Origin of the sequence: Pseudomonas sp. ATCC PTA-122608 (assembly GCF_001952855.1) — a bacterium.
Taxonomy (GTDB): Bacteria; Pseudomonadota; Gammaproteobacteria; order Pseudomonadales; family Pseudomonadaceae; genus Aquipseudomonas.
Genome location: NZ_LPNO01000052.1, coordinates 149,401 through 170,591, shown reverse-complemented (window position 1 = coordinate 170,591; position 21,191 = coordinate 149,401). Strand labels below are relative to the sequence as shown.

General features: G+C 61.4%; 19 protein-coding genes. 10 read left to right on the top strand and 9 right to left on the bottom strand.

Features of this window, described 5'->3' with window-relative positions; translation table 11 throughout:
• Positions 1 to 272 precede the first annotated feature (272 nt).
• The 5 genes from purL to AU074_RS28420 all read left to right on the top strand — a co-directional run bounded on the left by purL (position 273) and on the right by AU074_RS28420 (position 6,285).
• Positions 273 to 4,169 (top strand): phosphoribosylformylglycinamidine synthase, encoded by a 3,897-nt coding sequence (purL, locus tag AU074_RS28440; protein ID WP_076017525.1) that lies wholly within the window; start codon positions 273 to 275, stop codon positions 4,167 to 4,169.
• Between the two features lie 4 nt (positions 4,170 to 4,173).
• Positions 4,174 to 4,485: a hypothetical protein gene (locus tag AU074_RS28435; protein WP_063032975.1), complete on the top strand. Its 312-nt coding sequence runs from the start codon at positions 4,174 to 4,176 to the stop codon at positions 4,483 to 4,485.
• 298 nt (positions 4,486 to 4,783) lie between these two features.
• Positions 4,784 to 5,353: a DUF6036 family nucleotidyltransferase gene (locus AU074_RS28430; protein ID WP_083676738.1), complete on the top strand. Its 570-nt coding sequence runs from the start codon at positions 4,784 to 4,786 to the stop codon at positions 5,351 to 5,353.
• The gene (locus tag AU074_RS28425; protein WP_076017523.1) at positions 5,337 to 5,789 is read left to right on the top strand and encodes a hypothetical protein; all 453 of its coding nucleotides are present in this window, start codon (positions 5,337 to 5,339) and stop codon (positions 5,787 to 5,789) included. Before AU074_RS28430 ends, AU074_RS28425 begins: the two co-directional genes overlap by 17 nt.
• Positions 5,790 to 6,081: 292 nt before the next feature.
• Positions 6,082 to 6,285 (top strand): DUF6124 family protein, encoded by a 204-nt coding sequence (locus AU074_RS28420; RefSeq protein WP_076017522.1) that lies wholly within the window; start codon positions 6,082 to 6,084, stop codon positions 6,283 to 6,285.
• A 127-nt stretch (positions 6,286 to 6,412) separates the two neighbouring features.
• On the opposite strand, the gene nagE is transcribed toward AU074_RS28420, so the two are convergent.
• The 7 genes from nagE to AU074_RS28385 form a co-directional block, all read right to left on the bottom strand.
• Positions 6,413 to 8,119 carry an N-acetylglucosamine-specific PTS transporter subunit IIBC gene (gene nagE / locus AU074_RS28415; RefSeq protein WP_076017521.1) on the bottom strand — a complete coding sequence of 569 codons (1,707 nt, stop codon included), beginning with the start codon at positions 8,117 to 8,119 and terminating at the stop codon, positions 6,413 to 6,415.
• Between the two features lie 26 nt (positions 8,120 to 8,145).
• Positions 8,146 to 10,653: a phosphoenolpyruvate--protein phosphotransferase gene (gene ptsP / locus AU074_RS28410; protein WP_076017520.1), complete on the bottom strand. Its 2,508-nt coding sequence runs from the start codon at positions 10,651 to 10,653 to the stop codon at positions 8,146 to 8,148.
• Positions 10,654 to 10,689: 36 nt separating this feature from the next.
• Positions 10,690 to 11,712, bottom strand: coding sequence for an SIS domain-containing protein (locus tag AU074_RS28405; RefSeq protein ID WP_143503711.1), 1,023 nt, complete (start codon positions 11,710 to 11,712; stop codon positions 10,690 to 10,692).
• Entirely contained in the window at positions 11,693 to 12,799 is a 1,107-nt protein-coding gene (gene nagA, locus AU074_RS28400) for an N-acetylglucosamine-6-phosphate deacetylase (RefSeq protein ID WP_076017518.1), read from the bottom strand. The genes AU074_RS28405 and nagA overlap by 20 nt, the downstream gene beginning before the upstream one ends.
• 10 nt (positions 12,800 to 12,809) lie before the next feature.
• Positions 12,810 to 13,568: a GntR family transcriptional regulator gene (locus AU074_RS28395; RefSeq protein WP_076017517.1), complete on the bottom strand. Its 759-nt coding sequence runs from the start codon at positions 13,566 to 13,568 to the stop codon at positions 12,810 to 12,812.
• Positions 13,569 to 13,831: 263 nt separating this feature from the next.
• Positions 13,832 to 14,335, bottom strand: coding sequence for a murein L,D-transpeptidase family protein (locus tag AU074_RS28390; RefSeq protein WP_010176835.1), 504 nt, complete (start codon positions 14,333 to 14,335; stop codon positions 13,832 to 13,834).
• A 42-nt stretch (positions 14,336 to 14,377) separates the two neighbouring features.
• Positions 14,378 to 14,926 carry an NUDIX hydrolase gene (locus AU074_RS28385; RefSeq protein WP_076017516.1) on the bottom strand — a complete coding sequence of 183 codons (549 nt, stop codon included), beginning with the start codon at positions 14,924 to 14,926 and terminating at the stop codon, positions 14,378 to 14,380.
• A 146-nt stretch (positions 14,927 to 15,072) separates the two neighbouring features.
• On the opposite strand from AU074_RS28385, the gene AU074_RS28380 reads away from it, so the two are divergent.
• The 5 genes from AU074_RS28380 (at position 15,073) to purT (ending at position 18,334) form a co-directional block, all read left to right on the top strand.
• Complete coding sequence (locus tag AU074_RS28380; protein WP_076017515.1) at positions 15,073 to 15,675, top strand: CoA pyrophosphatase; 603 nt, start codon at positions 15,073 to 15,075, stop codon at positions 15,673 to 15,675.
• Positions 15,676 to 15,714: 39 nt separating this feature from the next.
• Complete coding sequence (locus AU074_RS28375; RefSeq protein WP_003209603.1) at positions 15,715 to 16,239, top strand: gamma carbonic anhydrase family protein; 525 nt, start codon at positions 15,715 to 15,717, stop codon at positions 16,237 to 16,239.
• Positions 16,236 to 16,451, top strand: coding sequence for a DUF1289 domain-containing protein (locus AU074_RS28370; protein ID WP_076017514.1), 216 nt, complete (start codon positions 16,236 to 16,238; stop codon positions 16,449 to 16,451). Before AU074_RS28375 ends, AU074_RS28370 begins: the two co-directional genes overlap by 4 nt.
• 164 nt (positions 16,452 to 16,615) lie before the next feature.
• Positions 16,616 to 17,083: a hypothetical protein gene (locus AU074_RS28365; RefSeq protein WP_003209599.1), complete on the top strand. Its 468-nt coding sequence runs from the start codon at positions 16,616 to 16,618 to the stop codon at positions 17,081 to 17,083.
• A 69-nt stretch (positions 17,084 to 17,152) separates the two neighbouring features.
• Positions 17,153 to 18,334, top strand: coding sequence for a formate-dependent phosphoribosylglycinamide formyltransferase (gene purT, locus AU074_RS28360; RefSeq protein ID WP_076017513.1), 1,182 nt, complete (start codon positions 17,153 to 17,155; stop codon positions 18,332 to 18,334).
• A gap of 94 nt (positions 18,335 to 18,428) precedes the next feature.
• Here purT and AU074_RS28355 read toward each other — a convergent pair whose 3' ends face one another.
• Together AU074_RS28355 and AU074_RS28350 are read right to left on the bottom strand one after the other, a co-directional pair.
• The gene (locus AU074_RS28355; protein ID WP_063032967.1) at positions 18,429 to 19,739 is read right to left on the bottom strand and encodes an MFS transporter; all 1,311 of its coding nucleotides are present in this window, start codon (positions 19,737 to 19,739) and stop codon (positions 18,429 to 18,431) included.
• Positions 19,740 to 19,970: 231 nt separating this feature from the next.
• Positions 19,971 to 21,188, bottom strand: coding sequence for a transporter associated domain-containing protein (locus tag AU074_RS28350; protein ID WP_076017512.1), 1,218 nt, complete (start codon positions 21,186 to 21,188; stop codon positions 19,971 to 19,973).
• Positions 21,189 to 21,191: the final 3 nt, after the last annotated feature.

Below are 21,191 nucleotides of genomic sequence, written 5' to 3'. Positions count from 1 at the left end.
AAAGGACTCGCGGCGCCATATCTCGACAGCGGGGCACTTGTCTGCTAGCGCCCGTAAAGCTGGGCTACAGGCCGCAGAAACGGGGCTTGGCAGCCGATTGTGACGGTTAAAATAACTGCCCGGAATAGCTGGGATGGCCATCTGATATCGTGCGATTTATGCCAACTGACGTCCGGCAGCGGCCATAGGTGCCGTTTCGGGTGCCGTTGGCGACGGTTTACGCTAGAATGCACGGCCTCAAAGCACACCCCCTTCCCGAGGCTGTCCCGAAGATGTTGATCCTGCGCGGCGCTCCTGCCCTTTCTGCCTTTCGCCACAGCAAACTCCTTGAGCAACTGAGCCAGAAGGTACCTTCTGTCAGTGGCCTGTATGCTGAATTTGCTCACTTCGCCGACGTTACCGGCGTTTTGACCGCCGACGAACAGCAAGTGCTGGCGCGCCTTCTGAAGTACGGTCCCAGCGTTCCTGTTCAAGAGCCTAACGGCCGCTTGTTCCTGGTCCTGCCACGGTTCGGCACCATCTCGCCCTGGTCGAGCAAGGCCAGCGACATCGCCCGCAACTGCGGCCTGGAAAAAATCCAGCGCCTGGAACGCGGGATCGCCTTCTATGTAGCAGGCCAGTTCAGCGACGCCGAGGCCGAGCTGATCGCCAGCAGCCTGCACGACCGCATGACCCAGATCATCGTGGCCCAGCTGGAACAGGCCGCCGGTCTGTTCAGCCACGCCGAGCCCAAGCCGCTGACCGCGATTGACGTGCTCGGTGGCGGTCGCGCCGCGCTGGAAACCGCCAACACCGAACTGGGCCTGGCCCTGGCCGAAGACGAAATTGACTACCTGGTCAACGCCTTCATCGGCCTGAAGCGCAACCCCCACGACATCGAACTGATGATGTTCGCCCAGGCGAACTCCGAGCACTGCCGTCACAAGATCTTCAACGCCAGTTGGGACATCGACGGCCAGAGCCAGGAAAAAAGCCTGTTCGGCATGATCAAGAACACCTACGTGATGCACAGCGAAGGCGTTCTGTCGGCTTATAAAGACAACGCCTCGGTCATCGTCGGCTCCGTCGCCGGCCGTTTCTTCCCGGACCCTGAGACCCGCCAATACGGTGCGGTGCAGGAGCCGGTGCACATCCTGATGAAGGTCGAGACCCACAACCACCCGACCGCGATTGCCCCGTTCCCGGGCGCAGCCACCGGTTCCGGCGGCGAGATTCGCGACGAAGGTGCAACCGGTCGTGGCGCCAAGCCAAAGGCTGGCCTCACGGGCTTCACCGTATCCAACCTGCAGATCCCGGGCTTCGAACAGCCGTGGGAAGTGCCGTACGGCAAACCTGAGCGCATTGTCACCGCACTGGACATCATGATCGAAGGCCCGCTGGGCGGCGCCGCGTTCAACAACGAATTCGGTCGTCCGGCCCTGACCGGCTACTTCCGTACTTTCGAACAGTCCATCACCACCCCGCGTGGCGATGAAGTGCGCGGTTACCACAAGCCGATCATGTTGGCCGGCGGCATGGGCAACATCCGCGCCGAGCACGTACAGAAAGGCGAGATTCTGGTCGGCTCCAAGCTGATCGTCCTCGGCGGCCCGGCGATGCTGATCGGCCTGGGCGGCGGCGCCGCTTCCTCAATGGCTACCGGCACCAGCTCGGCAGATCTGGACTTCGCTTCCGTTCAGCGTGAAAACCCTGAGATGGAACGCCGTTGCCAGGAAGTCATCGACCGTTGCTGGCAATTGGGTGACAAGAACCCGATCAGCTTCATCCACGACGTCGGCGCCGGCGGTTTGTCCAACGCCTTCCCGGAACTGGTCAACGATGGCGACCGTGGCGGCCGTTTCGAACTGCGCAACATTCCAAACGACGAGCCGGGCATGGCCCCGCACGAAATCTGGAGCAACGAATCCCAGGAGCGTTACGTCCTGGCCGTCGGCCCTGCCGACTTCGAACGCTTCCAGGCGATCTGCGAGCGCGAGCGCTGCCCGTTTGCCGTGGTCGGCGAAGCTACTGCCGAGCCGCAACTGACGGTCACCGACAGCCACTTCGGCAACAGCCCGGTAGACATGCCGCTGGAAGTGCTGCTGGGCAAAGCCCCACGCATGCACCGTTCGGCCGTGCGTGAAAACGAACTGGGCGACGATTTCGATCCGTCGACCCTGGCCATCGCCGACTGTGTGGAGCGCGTCCTGCACCACCCGGCCGTTGCCAGCAAAAGCTTCCTGATCACCATCGGCGACCGCACCATTACCGGTCTGGTTGCCCGTGATCAAATGGTCGGCCCGTGGCAGGTTCCGGTGGCTGACGTTGCCGTCACCGCCACCAGCTTCGACGTCTACACCGGTGAAGCGATGGCCATGGGCGAGCGCACTCCGCTGGCCCTGCTGGACGCTCCGGCGTCGGGCCGCATGGCCATCGGCGAAACCCTGACCAACATCGCAGCGTCGCGTATCGCCAAGATCTCCGACATCAAACTGTCGGCCAACTGGATGTCCGCTGCCGGTCACCCGGGTGAAGATGCGCGTCTGTACGACACCGTGAAAGCGGTCGGCATGGAGCTGTGCCCTGAGCTGGGCATTACCATTCCGGTGGGCAAGGACTCCATGTCCATGGCCACGCGCTGGAACGATGAAGGCGTGGACAAGAGCGTCACCTCGCCGCTGTCGCTGATCGTCACCGGCTTTGCGCCGGTCACCGACATCCGCCAGACCCTGACCCCGCAACTGCGCATGGACAAGGGCACCACCGACCTGATCCTGATCGACCTCGGTCGTGGCCAGAACCGCATGGGCGCCTCGATCCTCGCCCAGGTGCACGGCAAGCTCGGCAAACAGGCCCCGGACGTCGACGACGCCGAAGACCTGAAAGCCTTCTTCGCCGTGATCCAGGGCTTGAACGCCGACGGTCACCTGCTGGCTTACCACGACCGTTCCGACGGTGGTTTGCTGACCAGCGCCGTGGAGATGGCCTTCGCCGGTCACTGCGGCCTGAACCTGAACCTCGATGGCCTGGCAGAAACGTCCGCCGACATCGCGGCAATCCTGTTCAACGAAGAACTGGGCGCCGTGATCCAGGTTCGCCAGGACGCAACGCCAGACGTACTCGCACAGTTCAGTGCCGCAGGCCTGGATGACTGCGTGGCCGTGGTTGGCCAGCCGATCAACAACGGTGAAATCAACATCGTCTTCAACGGCGAAACCGTGTTTGAAGGCCAGCGCCGCCTGTTGCAACGCCAGTGGGCCGAGACCAGCTACCAGATCCAGCGCCTGCGTGACAACGCTGACTGCGCCGAGCAGGAATTCGAGGTGATCCTGGAAGAAGACAACCCGGGCCTGAGCACCAAGCTCAGCTTCGACGTCAACCAGGACATCGCCGCGCCTTACATCAAGAAAGGCATCCGCCCACAAGTGGCCGTACTGCGTGAGCAGGGCGTCAACGGCCAGGTGGAAATGGCGGCGGCGTTCGACCGTGCCGGCTTCAATGCGATTGACGTGCACATGAGCGACATCCTCGCCGGTCGCGTTGATCTCAACGAGTTCAAAGGCCTCGTGGCCTGCGGTGGTTTCTCCTACGGCGACGTACTGGGTGCCGGTGAAGGCTGGGCCAAATCGGCCCTGTTCAACAGCCGTGCCCGCGACGCGTTCCAGGGCTTCTTCGAGCGTAACGACAGCTTCACCCTGGGTGTGTGCAACGGTTGCCAGATGATGTCCAACCTCAGCGAACTGATCCCGGGCAGCGAGTTCTGGCCGCACTTCGTGCGTAACCGTTCCGAGCAGTTCGAAGCCCGGGTTGCGATGGTTCAGGTGCAGGAATCCAACTCGATCTTCCTGCAGGGCATGGCCGGTTCGCGCATGCCGATCGCCATCGCCCACGGTGAAGGCCATGCCGAGTTCGCCAGCGAAGAAGCACTGCTGGAAGCCGACCTGTCCGGTACCGTGGCCCTGCGTTTCGTCGACAACCACGGCAAGGTCACCGAAGGCTACCCGGCCAACCCGAACGGCTCGCCGCGCGGGATCACCGGGCTGACCAGCCGCGACGGTCGCGTCACCATCATGATGCCGCACCCGGAGCGTGTATTCCGCGCCGTGCAGAACTCGTGGCGCCCGGAAGAGTGGAACGAAGACGGCGCGTGGATGCGCATGTTCCGTAACGCTCGCGTCTGGGTGAACTAAGACGGTGTACAAGCTCGCCTTCTTTGTGCCCGACAGCCATGTGGAGACGGTGAAAACCGCCGTCTTCGCAGCCGGCGGCGGGCGCATCGGCCACTACGACAGCTGCGCTTGGCAGGTACTGGGCCAGGGCCAATTCCGCGCGATGGACGGCAGCCAGCCGTTTATCGGGCAGGTGGGGCAGGTTGAAGTGGTTGAAGAATGGAAGGTTGAGCTGGTGGTGGCGGATGAATTGATCGTGGCTGTCGTGGCTGCGTTGAAGCTTAGCCATCCGTATGAGACACCGGCGTATGAGGTGTGGCAGTTGGCGGATTTTTGATTCGTCGGCTGCAAAACAAGAAACCCGCTGGGCCAGTTTGGTCAGCGGGTTTTTTGTTGCCTGAGGTTCTGTGGATAGCCTACGGATGGTTTGGATTTTTCTGACGTCCTTTTCAGGTTGTCGCTCGGAACCGCCCTCAATAGCCTTCTTTGGTCACCGTCCACTCGGTGACCGGGATCAGATTTCGGGCCCCGTCCAGCTTCATCACATCAGTATCTGAGACCCAACAATGACATTGCCGGATGTAATTGCTCCACGACTCAATACGGGCACAGCGCTTGGGAGGGCTTTGATTTCAATGTTCAAATCCGTCGAAGCCGAGCTGATACTTGAGGGCGCCGAGCCTGGTGCGGTCAAAGTGATCGTTTTCGGTGGTTGTGCTGTCCACCTTTATACCAACCACCGGGTTTCTACAGATGTCGATGCGGAAATTTACTCTGCCAGGGCTCCTGACAGGTTCCTTCTTCAAACGTTACTTGCAGAGGTACCAGAGCAATTTGTCGACGAACGCTCCGGCCGGCTGATGGAGCTGAACTATGACCTCCAATACAACACTGGTTTTGGTCCGCTTCATGAGGAGTATTGGGAACGGAGCCTGCCGCTTGAAGAGTTTCCGATTGAATCGGCGTTGCATCTTCACATCGCTGCGCCTATCGACATAGTCATCTCCAAGCTGGGTAGAGCCACTGACCAAGACGTAGGCGACATCATGGCACTGCTTAGGTCAGGGTTCATATTGACCACTGAGCTGCGTCGTCTGGCATTGCAGGCGATAGATATGTATGTTGGCAACAAAGAGCCACCCAGATCCGTGCTCACCAATATTTTGCATGACTACCTGGAGACTATAGATGGCGAAGCCCCCTAACGGCCACGTCCTCTCATCTGCTTTGGATACGCTGGTCAAAAGCCCTTTGAATCAGGCTGATGATGTTGCGCTTGTCAGTGCGGCGAAAGCGGTTTGGTATTCGGACGCCAACCTCGTCAGCGAGGCTAGAGCTTTTCTAAAGCAGCATGCCAGTGAGGTGGAGGTTCGCCGAGCAGGTTATCTGCTTGAGCGATTCACGCGTTTTTCGTGCGTCACTGATGGCCGAGTATCTGAAGCTTTTAAGGCCCTTGAGCTGTTTACACGCTCGACTCCCAAGTTGGAGCCGAAGCCACTAGCTATTGTGGCGCTTCGTAGTCGTCGCGATCAGCTGGCGGTTTCTTGGGGATTGAGTGAAGGTCTTGGTTTGAAGGCTCAAGCGCTGATGCCTTTCCAGACTCGGCATTACGAAGCTGAACAACGAGCAGCCTCTGCTTAAGCGAAAATGGCCATAAACGAACCCGGCTTATGTCGGGTTTTTGTTGTCTGCGGTTTCTCAATGGCGCGGAATATTCTGACAGCTCTTTCAGGTTGTCCCTCGGAATCTGCCTCTCTAACCTCCGCCAGTCGCTGCCAATTCAGTGACCGGGACTGCAAGCTCGTAAACATCACTAGGAGCCTATTCTTCTCGGAGCTTCACGATGGTCAAAGAAAACACCTCATCTTCCATAGCCTCACTTCAAGCCGCAGCCCGCCAGGCGACGGGTTAACCTGCCGATCAGTTATTCACCCTGGTACCTAATCTGGATAGCGAAACCCTGCTGGCGAACGCCTCTCAGGATCTTGCCTCAGTGCAGGCGCTGACAGTTCATCTGGCGTTTGAAGTCGACGGTTCCCACCGTGATGTGGCGCTGGGGATTTGTCGGATACTGGAGGGGGTTCAGTTGATGGTGGATCGGATGCTGGACTTGTATGAGGTGCCTGAGCCTGAGTAATTCGGCGCCTGTGAGGGCCATTCGCGAGCAAGCCCGCTCCCACATTTGACCGCGTTGCCATGACGGGCACCGATCAAAATGTGGGAGCGGGCTTGCTCGCGAAGAGGCCCTGATGCTCAGTAAAGATTCAGGCTTTTACCCCAACCTCACGACCACTGACCAACCGCTCCAACGCCTCACCCAACCCCGAAGCCTTGTCACCAATCAGCAAGTGCCAAACCCCACTCTCAAGCTGGCTAACACCCTGGCAACCCAGCGCAGTCAGTTGGGATTCCGACAACACCGAACCGTCCCCCAGCTCCACCCGTAGCCGCGTCATCGCCACCGCATCCAATTGCAAAACATTGGCCCGACCGCCCAGCGCGCTCAGCCATTTCTCGGCCTCATGCACATTCACCGGTGTGCCCTTCTCAACAGGCGTTACCGCCGCCGCAGGCGCCGCAACATACGAAGGCATCGCCAACCGAATCTCATCGGCAATGCTGTCCGCCATCGGCCCGACCACTACCTGCAAGCTCCCGCCATTTCCTGGCCGAACCACAGCCATGGCACCCAGTGCTTTTAACTCAGCATCCACCGCCTTGTTGCGATCCACCATGTCCAACCGCAGGCGCGTCGTGCAAGCACCCACACTCAGCAGATTGTCCGCACCACCCAGCGCTCGAATGTAAGCGCCGGCCCGCTGGTTATCGGTCATGGTCTCAGCCTGTACGACCTGAATATCCTCACGCCCCGGCGTCTTCAAATTGAAGCGACGGATGCAGTAGTTGAACACGCTGTAATAGATCACCGCATACGCCAGCCCAACCGGGAACACCAGCCAGCCGTTGGTGGATTTACCCCAACCCAGCACCATGTCGATAAACCCGCCGGAGAAGGTAAAGCCCAGGTGAATGTTGAGCATGTTGGTGACCGCCATCGACAAGCCGGTCAGCAGCGCATGCAGCAGATACAGGAATGGCGCGAGGAACATGAACGCGAACTCAATCGGCTCGGTCACCCCGGTCAGGAACGAGGTCAGCGCCATCGACAGGAAAATCCCGCCCATGATTTTGCGCCGCTCCGGCAGGGCATTGCGGTACATCGCCAGGCACGCCGCCGGCAGACCGAACAACATGACCGGGAACATGCCGGTCATGAACTGGCCGCCTTTCGGGTCGCCGGCAAAGTAGCGGGTCAGGTCGCCGGTCACTACCGCGCCGGTCACCGGATCCGTGAAGCTGCCGAACACAAACCAGGCCATGTTGTTGAGGATATGGTGCAAGCCAGTGACGATCAGCAGGCGGTTGAACACACCAAACACGAACGCGCCAAAGCTGCCGCTTTCCATCAGCAGTACGCCGAAGCTGTTGATGCCATGCTGGATCGGTGGCCAGATCAAACCAAAGATCACCCCCAGCGCCACCGCTGAGAACCCGGTAACGATCGGCACAAACCGTCGCCCACCAAAGAACGCCAGGTATTCGGGGAGCTTGATGTCCTTGAAGCGGTTGTACAGCGCACCGGCCATCAAGCCGCTGGCGATCCCCGCGAGCATGCCCATGTTGATGCTGGCGTCCATCACCTTGAGGGTGGAGACCATCACCAGGTACCCAATGGCACCCGCCAGGCCCGCCGTGCCGTTGTTGTCGCGGGCAAAACCCACGGCAATCCCGATGGCGAAGATCAGCGCCAGGTTGGCGAAGATCGCCTGCCCGGCGTCGTGCATCACCGCGATGTTCAGCAGGTCAGTGTCGCCCAGTCGCAGCAGGAGGCCGGCGATCGGCAGAATCGCGATCGGCAGCATCAGTGCACGGCCCAGGCGTTGCAGCCCTTCGATAAAATGTTGATACACGGCGTGTCTCCCTATTCTTGTTGTTTTCAGCTCAGCGGCCAGTGGTGTTGACAGGCTTGGCGAACGGCTTTGGCGCTGCTCAGGTTAAGCAGGCTTTGGCTCAGTTGCCGGCATTGGGCTGCGTCCAGGTGACGGACACGGTCCTTGATTTCTCCGATTTGCGGCGGGCTGACGGACAGCTCGCTGATGCCCAGGCCGATCAGCACCGGCGTGGCCAGCGGGTCGGACGCAAGCGCCCCGCACACACCCACCCAACGGCCATGCTTGGCGGCGCCGATGCAGGTCTGGGCGATCAGCCGCAGCAGCGCCGGGTGCATGGCGTCGACCCGGGCGGCGAGGCCGGCGTGGTCGCGGTCCATGGCCAGGGTGTACTGGGACAGGTCATTGGTGCCGATGGACAAAAAGTCCGCATGCTCGGCCAGTTGCTCAGCCATCAGCGCGGCGGCGGGCACTTCGATCATCACCCCCAGTTCCGGGCGCTGGGTCAGTTCCAGTTCGGTGCACAGTTCATCGAGGCGCTGGCGGATGTGCAGCAGTTCGTCGACTTCGCTGACCATCGGCAGCAGGATCCGGCAGCGTTCCAGTGGCGAGACTTGCAGCAGCGCACGCAGTTGCTGGTCCAGCACTTCCGGGCGCACTTGCGCCATGCGAATGCCCCGCAGGCCCAGCACCGGGTTGGTCTCGAACGGTAGCGGCAGGTAGTCGAGTTGCTTGTCGCCGCCGACGTCGATGGTGCGGATGATCACGGACTTGTCACCCATGGCATCCAGCACGGCTTGATAGGCCTGGCGCTGCTCTTGCTCGTCGGGCGCAGTGCGGCGATCGACGAAGAGGAATTCGGTACGCAGCAGGCCAACGCCATCGGCGCCATTCTCGAAGGCCAGTTGGGCTTCGGCGCTGGAGGCGACATTCGCGGCCACTTCAATACGCACGCCATCCTGAGTGCTCGCGGTGCCTTGAGCCTCCGCCTGCTGTTGCTGGCGACGCAGTTTCTGCGCGTCGCGCAACTGGTGGACCTGAGCGTGGCGCGCATCGTCCGGCGTCAGTTCCAGGCGACCATTGGCGGCATCCAGCACCACCCGTTGACCTTGTGGCACTTCCAGCACTTGCTCGCCCAAAGCGACCACACACGGCAGGCCTTTGCCCCGTGCCAGAATCGCCACATGAGAAGTCGCGCCGCCTTCGGCCATGCAGATGCCGGCGGCGTTTTGCTTGCTCAGTTGCAGCAGGTCCGACGGGGTCAATTCATGGGCCGAGACGATCGCGCCGGCCGGCAACTCGAAGTGCCAGGCCTCGCCCAACAGCGCCCGCAGCACGCGTTGTTGCAAGTCCCGCAGGTCGTTGGCGCGTTCGGCGAATAGCGGTTTACCCAGTGCCAGCAGCACCGCACATTGGGCCTGGATTGCATCGCGCCAGGCATGAGTGGCAGCGCTGCCGTGTTCGATGCTGGTGGTGGCGGCTTCCAGTAGCGTCGGGTCTTCCAGCAGCGCCAGGTGGGCGGCGAAGATCTCTTCTTCCTCAACGTCCTTGCGCTGGCGCGCCTGGTCCAGGGTGTGGCGGATTTCGCTGCGCACCTGTTCCAGGGCACTGTCCAGGTGCTGCAATTGTTCATCCGGAACGTTGTTGCCCGGGTCCACCGGCAGCTCGATTCCGTTCAGGCGGAACAGCGGGCCGCAGACCAAACCCGGCGCTGCACAGACGCCTTGCAGCACACCGGCCTCGGTATTTGCGCGTCGCGGGGCGACGGCCACCGGGGCGTGATGTTCTTCGCTGACGGCCACCGACAACGCGGCAATCAGTGCTTGCAGCGCCGCTTCACAATCCTTGCCGCGACAAGTGACCTGCACCTCGTCCTGCTCACCAATCCCCAGGCCCATCAAGCCGATCAAGCTGTCGCATGAAGCCGACTTGCCGGCGAAATGCAGCTGCGACTGGCTGCTGAATTCCTGTGCAGTCTTGCGGATCAAGGCAGCGGGGCGCGCGTGCAGGCCGCCACGATGGGTGATGCGAATAGTCGCGCTGGCTTCGGTGACAGACTCATCAATGACCTTCGCCGCCCCGGCCAACCGCGCAACCACGTATAGCAGCGGCTCGCCGACCCGGACCGTTTTCAGGGTGATCGGCTGCAGTTCGAACACATCACTGTTGGTCAGGATGATCAGGCTGACCAGGCTTTTGCACTGACGCGCAATCAGGTCCAGGTCAAACTGCACCAGCGCCTGGCCCTTGCTGACCCGCGCACCTTGCTTGACCAGCAACGCAAAACCTTCGCCGTTCAATTCCACCGTGTCGATGCCCACATGCATCAGCAATTCAGCGCCGTTATCGGCGCGAATGGTCAGCGCGTGCCCGGTACGGGCGACGTGGATGATCACGCCGTCGCACGGTGCATGCAGGCAATCGTTGAGCGGGTCGATGGCAATGCCGTCGCCCATGGCGCCACTGGCGAACACTTCGTCGGGAACGTTGCCCAGGGTCAGCACCGGCCCACTGAGGGGAGCGCTGAGGGTAAGGTCTTTATTATTGTGGGACATGGGCACGGTACTCATCAGGAAAACGCTGCAATCAACTCAGTGGGTACGGGTCACTTTGCTCAAGTGACGCGGTTGGTCCGGGTCCATGCCCCGGGCCTCTGCCAAACCGGCAGCCATCACGTAGAAACTCTGGATCGCCAGGATCGGGTCCAGGGCCGGGTGTTCGGCGCGGCTCAGGGTCAGGTCGCGTTCGGCGATGTCGTCGGGAGCGGCCAGCAATACGCGGGCACCACGCTGGCGCATGTCGGCGGCGAGGCTCAGCAGGCCGGCTTGTTCGGCGCCGCGTGGGGCGAAGACCAGCAGCGGGTAGTTGGCATCGATCAGGGCCATCGGGCCATGGCGCACTTCAGCGCTGCTGAACGCTTCGGCCTGGATCGCCGAGGTTTCCTTGAGCTTGAGCGCGGCTTCCTGGGCAATGGCAAAACCGGCGCCACGGCCGATCACCATCAGTTGCTGGCAGCCGCGCAGGGCTTCGATGGCCACGCTCCAGTCTTGCTTGGCGGCTTCACGCAAACCGTCGGGCAAGGCCTGGCAGGCTTGCAGCAATTCGGCTTCCTGGTTCCAGTGGCCGATCAGTTGGGCGCTGGCACTCAGGGTGGCGATAAAGCTTTTGGTGGCGGCGACACTGCGTTCCGGCCCGGCACACAGCGGCACGTGGAATTCGCAGGCGGCTTCCAGCGGTGAGTCTTCGGCGTTGACCATCGAGATGCTCAAAGCGCCGCGCTTGCGCAGCAGGCGCAGGCTGTTGACCAGGTCCGGGCTTTGACCCGACTGGGAGAAGCCGAACGCCACTTGCCCACTGACTTTGAGTGGCGATTGCAGCATGGTCACCACCGACATCGGCAACGACGCCACCGGAATCCCCAGGTGTTGCATGGTCAGGTAGGCGAAGTAACTGGCGGCATGGTCTGAACTGCCACGGGCGATGGTCATCGCCACTTGCGGCGGTTGGCGACGCAGGCGGCCGGCGACTTCCTCCAGCAATGGGTCCAGGCGTTGCAGTTGAGCCTCGACGGCCTCGCAGGAGGCCAGGGCCTCTTCAAGCATTTTTGAAGTCAATGGTTTCTCCTTCGACCATTACGTCGGTGAGGTTCAGGGAGCGGTCCAGGCGCACGCAGTCGGCAAAGCTGCCGGGCTGCAGGCGACCGCGTTCTTCCAGGCCCAGGTAGTCCGCAGGAAATTGCGACAGGCGTTGTGAGGCTTCGCTGATGGGCAGGCCGATCTTCACCAGGTTGCGCAGCGCCTGGTCCATGGTCAGGGTGCTGCCGGCCAGCGTTCCATCGGCCAGGCGTACGCCGCCCAGGCATTTGGTCACCGTGTGGCTGCCCAGCTTGTATTCACCGTCGGGCATGCCGGCGGCGGCGGTGGAATCGGTGACGCAGTACAGGCACGGGATCGAGCGCAGCGCCACGCGCATGGCGCCGGGGTGCACGTGCAGCAAGTCGGGAATCAGTTCGGCGTATTTGGCGTGGGCCAATGCGGCACCGACGATGCCAGGCTCGCGGTGATGCAGCGGGCTCATGGCGTTATACAAATGGGTGAAGCTGGTGGCGCCGGCGGCGAGGGCGGCGACGCCTTCTTCGTAGCTGCCCAGGGTGTGACCGATCTGCATGCGCACGCCACGTTCGCTGAGGGCGCGGATCAGGCCGTCATGGCCGGCGATTTCCGGGGCAATGGTGATCACCCGGATCGGCGCCAGGCGCAGGTATTCTTCGACTTCGGCCATCAAGGCGGTGTGGGCGAAGTTCGGTTGTGCGCCGAGTTTTCCCGGATTGATGTAGGGGCCTTCCAGGTGCACGCCGAGCACACGGGCGGTGCCGGTCGGACGGCTTTCGCAATAGGTGCCGATCTCGCCGAGCACGCGGGAGATTTCGTCCACCGGTGCGGTCATGGTGGTGGCCAGCAGCGAGGTGGTGCCAAACCGCACGTGGGTGCGAGTGATGGTGTGGAAGGCTTCGGTGCCTTCCATGATGTCTTTGCCGCCACCGCCGTGCACGTGCAGGTCGATAAAACCTGGCAGCAAATACGGCAGGTCGTTGTCAGCCGGGTCGCACGGGCTGCCTTCAACGGCAGTGACCTTGCCGTGCTGGTGCACCAGGCGGCCGCGAATCCAGCCGTTGGGCGTAAGAATGTTGTCTTCGGACATGGGCAGTTCTCTAAATTCGCAGTTCAGCGGAATAGTCGTGGCGGCGCAGTTCTGCAACGAAGTCGTAGTAGTCGTTGCGGCAATAGGTGTCGGTGATTTCAATCGGGGTGTTGTCGGCGGTGTAGCCCACCCGGGTCATCAGCAGCATGGCGGTGCCGGGGGCGATGCCCACCAGGGCTGCAAACTCGTCCGACGCGTTGATTGCCTGGATGTGTTGCAGGGCGCGCACGATGGGCTTGCCGATGCTCTCCAGGTATTCGTAGAGCGAGTTGCCGATGGCCTGCGGGTGGGGGAGGACGGAGGCGGGCATGGCGGTCATTTCAATCGCCATCACCGTGTCGTCGGCCTTACGTAAACGCTTGAGGCGCGCGACCTTGTCGCTCGGCGACAGGCCCAGGCGGATCAACTCTTCATGGGTCGGCTGGGTGATATCGCGCTCCAGCCACTGGGACGTTGGCACAAACCCCTTGAGCCGGAGCATTTCGCTGAAGCCCGACAGGCGCGACAGCGGCTGTTCCAGGCGTGGGGTGATGAAGGTTCCGGAGCCTTGGCTGCGACGGATCAGGCCTTGTTCGAAGAGTACTTCCAGCGCTTTACGGGCGGTCACCCGGGAAATGCTCAGTTGCTCGCTGAGGGCGCGTTCCGACGGCAATGCCTGCTCGGATTTCCATTGGCCAGCATGAATCGCGGCTTCGAGGTTACGGGCCAGTTGCAGGTACAGCGGCGTCGATTGTTTATCGTCGGGGCGCAGGGCCAGGATGGGGTTCATCGTGTCGGTTTCCGATGCGGTTATTGGAGTGTTGTCGCCCGGTAGTGATCGCAAGCTAATACCACTTAAATACCATGTCAATGCAGCGAAAACGGTGCAGGCGAGCGTTTACGGGCGCCTTAATAGTGCGCCAATCCAAGTGGTATTAGAGAGGTCTTTCTGTCGGGCAGAAGCGCGCAGCTTGCCGGGGTGAACTGGTATTCACCGGTAAGCGCTGCGCGGGGCAGGAATTTTTTTTGAATTATTTTACGAGCGGCGGGAAATTACGGACGAATCTCGATCATCGTGCCGTCTTTCACCAGGTTCCAGACTTCGCGCATGTCGACATTGCGCATGCCGATGCAGCCGTCGGTCCAGTCCAGGGTGTGGAACAGCTCTTCGGGGTAGTCCTCGGCGTCGGGGGTGCCGTGGATCATGATCATGCTGCCGGGCTTGACCCCTTCGCGGCGGGCGCGGGCGGAGTCGCTGATGTTGGGGTAGGAGATGTGCATGGCCAGGTTGAAGCGGTCGCTGGTCTTGCGCCAGTCGATCCAGTAGAAGCCTTCCGGGGTACGGCGGTCGCCTTCCATCAGCTTGGTGCCCTTGGGGTTTTTACCCAGGGAGATGCGATAGGTCTTGAGGGGCTTGCCGTCGTTGATCAGTTGCAACTGATGGGCGGACTTGAGCACCAGGATTTTCTCGACGGGTTTGCCCCCCAGGATCAATTGGGTGGAGGCTGGCGACAGCGTGGCAAACGACAGGCAGATCAGAGCAAGCAACCAACGCATTAAAACGGTATCCCCTGAAAAGACTACGTGCCGCCTGGATTGTTATTTGGCCAACTGGGTCAGCGGCGGCACGGACTCGCTGCGTACCGGATACGACTGTTGCCGGCGGTCAGCAAAAAAGCATTCTAAGGTACGCCCGACCGTGCGGAAAGCCAGCTCGGACCAAGGGATGTCGGCTTCATCGAATAAGCGCACTTCAAGGCTTTCGGGGCCTGCGGCAAAATCCAGGTCGATCAGTTCGGCGCGGTAGAAAATGTGCACCTGGCTGATGTGCGGCACATCGATCAAGGTATAGATGCTCAGGTTGCGCACCCGGGCGCAGGCTTCTTCCATGGTTTCGCGCATGGCAGCCTGTTCGACGGTCTCGCCGTTCTCCATAAAGCCTGCAGGCAAGGTCCAGAAACCCAGGCGCGGCTCGATGGCGCGGCGGCACAGCAGCACCTGCTCGCCCCACACCGGCACCGTGCCGGCGACGATATTGGGATTCTGGTAGTGAATGGTCTGACAGTGATCGCAGACATAACGCAGGCGTGCGTCGCCTTCGGGAATGCGCTGGGTGACTGGTTTACCGCACTGGCTGCAGAAGTTCATGCTGGGGTTCCTGGAGAGTGCGCCTATCTTGGCGTGACCGGGTATGGCCTGCAAGTTGTCGTTTAGCGACATGGCCAGGGTTTTGGGGTTGGGCGTGCGCAAGGTTTGGTGCATGATGCAAGGTAGCCAACAGACCGAGATGACTCATGCTGGACGAGCTACTTCGCCGGGTAAGCAATCATACGCCACGCACGCTGGAGACCGACGGTCGGTTCCCGGAAGCGGCGGTACTGGTGCCGATCACCCGCAGTGACGAACCCGAGCTGATCCTGACCTTGCGCGCCAGCGGGCTATCCACCCATGGCGGTGAAGTGGCGTTCCCTGGCGGGCGCCGCGACCCTGAAGATCCCGACCTGATATTCACCGCGCTGCGCGAGGCCGAAGAAGAAATCGGCCTGCCGCCGGGGTTGGTTGAAGTGATTGGTCCGCTGAGCCCGCTGATTTCCCTGCACGGGATTCGTGTCACGCCTTATGTAGGCGTTATCCCTGATTACGTTGAATACCTGGCCAATGACGCCGAGATCGCCGCTGTCTTCAGCGTGCCCCTGGAGTTTTTTCGCCAGGATCCCCGCGAACACACCCACCGTATCGATTACCAGGGCCGCAGTTGGTATGTGCCCAGTTATCGGTTTGGCGAATACAAGATCTGGGGCCTGACGGCGATCATGATTGTCGAGCTGATCAATCTGCTCTATGACGATGCCGACATCAGCCTGCATCGGCCGCCGAAAAGTTTCATCAATACCTAAGAGCCAGATGGCCATCGTTCCTGCCGTGAGGATCCACCTATGAAATACCGCCTGGGCGACGCCCGAGTCGAAACCCATCCCAACAGCTGGGTGGCCCCCAATGCCACGCTGGTGGGCAAGGTCAAGCTGGAGGAGGGCGCCAACGTCTGGTTCAACGCGGTGTTGCGCGGCGACAACGAGCTGATCCTGATCGGCAAGAACAGCAACGTGCAGGACGGCAGCGTGATGCACACCGACATGGGTTACCCGCTGACCCTCGGCACCGGCGTGACCATCGGCCATAACGCCATGTTGCATGGCTGCACGGTGGACGATTACAGCCTGATCGGCATCAACGCGGTGATTCTTAACGGCGCGAAGATCGGCAAGCACTGCATCATCGGCGCCAATTCGCTGATCGGTGAGGGCAAGGAAATTCCCGATGGTTCGCTGGTAATGGGCTCGCCGGGCAAAGTGGTACGGGAGCTGACCGACGTGCAGAAGAAGATGCTTGAAGCCAGCGCTGCGCACTATGTGCATAACTCCCAGCGTTATGCCCGTGATCTGGTTGAGCAGGAAGAATGACCGTATCTGAACGGCCGGTAGCGTCGCCTTGCGTGAGCATTTGCGCGCTGGATGACGATGATATTTGCACGGGATGCCAGCGCACGGTGGATGAAATTACCCGCTGGAGCCGTATGGACAACACCGAGCGCCGGGTGGTGCTGGGGTTGTGCCATGAGCGGGCGAAGGCGAGCGGGCTGGTGTGGATGATTCCGGGGAAGTCCGGCGCCTGATAGACCGCTTTCGCGAGCAAGCCCGCTCCCACATTTGATTGCGTTTATCTTGGAGGAATGCGTTCAAAATGTGGGAGCGGGCTTGCTCGCGAAAGGGCCCGCCCAGACGACATATTTCCAAATGTGAAGTACCCTGTGCCCATTGTTCACAGGTCCCTCGCCCCATGTTCTTCCTGATTGCCTACATCAGCAGCGTCGTGCTGATTAATTTCGCCTTTTCCACCGCCCCGCACCTGGATGTCATCTGGTCTGCCTGGGGCGGTTTGGTGTTTGTCCTGCGGGACATGGTGCAAACCCGCTTCGGTCACGGCGCGATCATCGCCATGCTGGCGGCGCTGGTGCTGTCCTATATCACCTCTGATCCGTCCATCGCCCTGGCCAGCGCCACGGCGTTCGCGGTGTCCGAGTGCATCGACTGGCTGGTGTTCAGCATCACCAAGCGCCCGCTCCACGACCGCCTGTGGATAAGTTCGGCGCTGAGTATTCCCCTCGACACCTTCATCTTTTTCGGCCTGATCGGCGCGCTCACGCCTGCCGTAGCGGGCACTGCCCTGGTCTCGAAGTTCGCCGGCGTCACCGTGGTGTGGCTGGCCATGGCCTGGCGTTTGCGCCGCCAGCGCGTCGCCAACTGAAGCCAATCCTTACAGTTCATGTAAAATGCCGGCCTTTCTCCACATGATCCGCTCCCCTGAGGACCTGAGATGACCCGAATCGGAACTCCATTGTCGCCAACCGCGACCCGCGTAATGCTGTGTGGCTGCGGTGAGCTGGGCAAGGAAGTGGTAATCGAACTGCAACGCCTGGGCGTTGAAGTGATTGCCGTGGATCGCTACGCCAACGCACCGGCCATGCAGGTTGCCCACCGCAGCCATGTGATCAACATGCTCGACGGCGCCGCCCTGCGTGCCGTGATCGAAGCCGAAAAGCCGCACTTCATCGTGCCGGAAATCGAAGCGATCGCCACCGCGACCCTGGTTGAGCTGGAAGCCGAAGGCTTCACCGTGATCCCGACCGCCCGCGCCACGTTGCTGACCATGAACCGCGAGGGCATCCGTCGCCTGGCCGCTGAAGAGCTCGACCTGCCGACCTCGCCGTACCACTTTGCCGACACCTTCGAGGACTACAGCAAGGCCGTCACCGACCTGGGCTTCCCGTGTGTGGTGAAGCCGGTGATGAGTTCGTCGGGCAAGGGCCAGAGCCTGTTGCGCAGTGCCGATGACGTGCAGAAAGCCTGGGATTACGCTCAGGAAGGCGGGCGTGCCGGCAAAGGCCGCGTGATCATCGAAGGCTTTATCGACTTCGACTACGAAATCACCCTGCTGACCGTGCGCCACATCGGCGGCACCACCTTCTGCGCGCCTGTCGGTCACCGTCAGGAGAAGGGCGACTACCAGGAATCCTGGCAGCCACAGGCCATGAGCCCGATTGCGCTGGCGGAATCCGAGCGTGTTGCCAAGGCAGTGACCGAGGCCCTGGGCGGTCGTGGTCTGTTTGGTGTCGAGCTGTTCATCAAGGGCGATCAGGTGTGGTTCAGCGAAGTATCGCCGCGTCCCCATGACACTGGTTTGGTGACGCTGATTTCCCAGGACTTGTCGCAGTTTGCCCTGCATGCGCGGGCAATTCTCGGCCTGCCGATCCCGTTGATCCGTCAGTTCGGGCCTTCGGCTTCGGCGGTGATTCTTGTGGAAGGCAAGTCGACCCAGACGGCGTTTGCCAACCTGGGTGCTGCGTTGAGCGAGCCGGATACGGCGTTGCGTTTGTTCGGCAAGCCGGAAGTGAACGGTCAGCGCCGCATGGGCGTGGCGCTGGCGCGGGATGAGTCGATTGAGGCTGCCCGGGCTAAAGCTACCCGTGCTTCGAAGGCAGTTGTTGTAGAGCTGTAACCGAGTCGCGCCCTTCGCGAGCAAGCCCGCTCCCACATTTGAATGTATTCGCAAATCAAAATGTGGGAGGGGGCTTGCTCCCGAAGGCGGTTTATCAGGCGACCTTGTTCAGATCGTTATTGCGCGTCTCTTTCAGGCACAGCACAGCAATCAAGCTGATCACCGCTGCCGCCGACACATACCCGCCGACATAACTCAAACCGCCCATCGCCACCAGCTTGGTCGCGAAGAACGGTGCCGCCGACGCGCCCACGATTCCACCCAGGTTATACGCCGCCGAAGCACCGGTATAACGCACGCGGGTCGGGAACAGTTCCGGCAACATTGCGCCCATCGGGGCAAAGGTCACGCCCATCAGGAACAGCTCCAGCGCCAGGAACAATGCCACTGCCCAGGTTGAACCGTGGGTCAGCAACGGTTCCATGGTGAAGCCGGAGAGGATGGTCAGGATCGCACCCACAATCAGCACCGGCTTACGCCCGTAACGGTCGCTTGCCCACGCCGCCAACGGCGTCGCCGCACCCATGAACAGCACGGCGAAGCACAGCAGCCCGAGGAAGGTTTCACGGCTATAGCCCAGCGTGGACACGCCGTAGCTCAGGGAAAACGCGGTGGTGATATAGAACAGCGCATAACACACCACCATCGACGCCGCGCCCAGCAGCACCGGCAGCCAATGCTGGCTGAACAGTTCCACCAGCGGCACTTTTACCGGAGCTTCCTTGGCTACGGCGTTCGCGAACACCGGCGTTTCGTGCAGTTTGAGCCGCGCGTACAGACCCACCATCACCAGCGCTGCGCTGAGGATGAACGGAATGCGCCAGCCCCAGCTGCGGAACTGCTCGTCGCTCAGGTTCATGGCCAGGATCAGGAACAGCCCGTTGGCTGCCAAAAAGCCAATCGACGGGCCCAGTTGCGGGAACATGCCGAACCAGGCGCGTTTGCCCTTCGGTGCGTTCTCGGTCGCCAGCAACGCCGCGCCACCCCATTCGCCGCCAAGCCCGAGGCCTTGGCCAAAGCGCAGCACGCAGAGCAGGATCGGCGCCCAGGCGCCGATGCTGTCATAACCGGGCAGCAAGCCAATCAGCGTGGTGCACACGCCCATCAGCAGCAAGGACGCCACCAGCGTCGATTTACGGCCAATCCGGTCACCAAAGTGGCCGAACAGTGCCGACCCCAACGGACGAGCAATAAACGCGATACCGAAGGTCAGGAACGAGGCGAGCATCTGCGCCGTGCCGGAGGTTTGCGGGAAGAACACTGGCCCGATCACCAGTGCGGCGGCAGTTGCGTAGATATAGAAGTCGTAGAACTCGATGGCGGTGCCGATGATGCTCGCGGTGGCGACCCGGGCCGTCGAATTGGTCGGGGCGGCGGTCGCCGTCTCGTTATAGGTGGTGCTCATTGAGGTATCCCTGACGGTCATTGCGCGTTTGGACGCGGATTATTATTGGTCGAACACCCATGGATCAGGGTTGTGCGCGGGGCGGCTCGGGATGGGAGCAAGCACCGGTCAGACACGACATCGCGGCGCCGGCCCCTGTAGGAGCGAGCTTGCTCGCGATGCTCGTTAACGATAACACGGGGAACCTGACAGCCAACGGCGCTCTCGGGTTTTTCGCGAGCAAGCTCGCTCCTACATGTGCCAGATCAGTACCTTGGCCACGCGGTTGTCTTCGGTCTCGAGGATTTCCAGGCGATAGCGGCCGATTTTCAGGCACACGGCGCAATCCGGGATGGTCTCCAGCGCTTCGGTCACCAGGCCGTTGAGGGTCTTGGGGCCGTCGCTGGGCAGGTGCCAGCCGAGGGTTTTGTTCAGGTCGCGAATCGAGGCGGCGCCGTCGATCACGTAGCGGCCATCCAATTGAGGCTGGATGTGCGGGTTGTCGAGGTGCTGCTCGCTTTCGAACTCACCGACGATTTCTTCAAGAATGTCTTCCAGGGTCACGATGCCCAGCACTTCGCCGTATTCATCCACCACCATGCCCAGGCGGCGCTGCTGCTTGTGGAAGTTCAGCAGTTGCAGTTGCAGTGGCGTGCTTTCCGGGACGAAGTAGGGCTCGTGACAGGCGGCCAGCAGCGCTTCCTTGGTCAGGCTGGCGTCTGGCAGCAGGTGGCGGATCTGCCGGGTGTTGAGCACCGCTTCGACCTGGTTGATGTCGCTGTGGAACACCGGCAGCCGGGTACGCGTGGAAACCCGCAGCTGCTCGATGATTTCCTCTACCGAGTCATCCAGGTTGATGCCGTCCACTTCGCTGCGGGGCACCAGGATGTCGTTCACGGTGATGTTGTCCAGGGCATGGATGCCTGGCATGCCCGGTGCGCGGGTGTTGGGGATTTCGGCTTCCGGCTCGTCGTCCTGATCCGGCTGCGGCTCGTCGCTTTTCTTGACCACGCCCGGTTTGCGGGCGAACGGGCGCAGCAGCAACAGGCTGATTCCATTGAGCAGCCAAGCCAGTGGGGAAAGGATTTTCAGCGGCACGCCCAGCAACGTATTACCGAAGCCAAGTATGGTTTGTGGGTGGCGAGTGGCCAGGGCGCGCGGCAGATAGTCGGCCAACACCAGCAGGACCGCACTGGAGATCACCCAGCCGAGCCACGGGCCGTTTTCTGCCCAGGCGTAGATCGCCAGCAGCGTGCAGAGAATCACCACCACGGCGCGGCACAGGGTGTTGCAGAGGATCAGGCTGTTGCGCGGAAAATTCAGGCGGGCGGCGGCTTTGTCACCCTGGCGGGTGCCAGGGCGCAGCGCCAGCAAATGTTGCCGGGCGGCTTCGATGGCGGTAAACAGCGCCGACCATAAAACCAGCAAGGCTATTACGGCAAGCATCGGCCCTAAGGGCAAGTTGTCCATGTC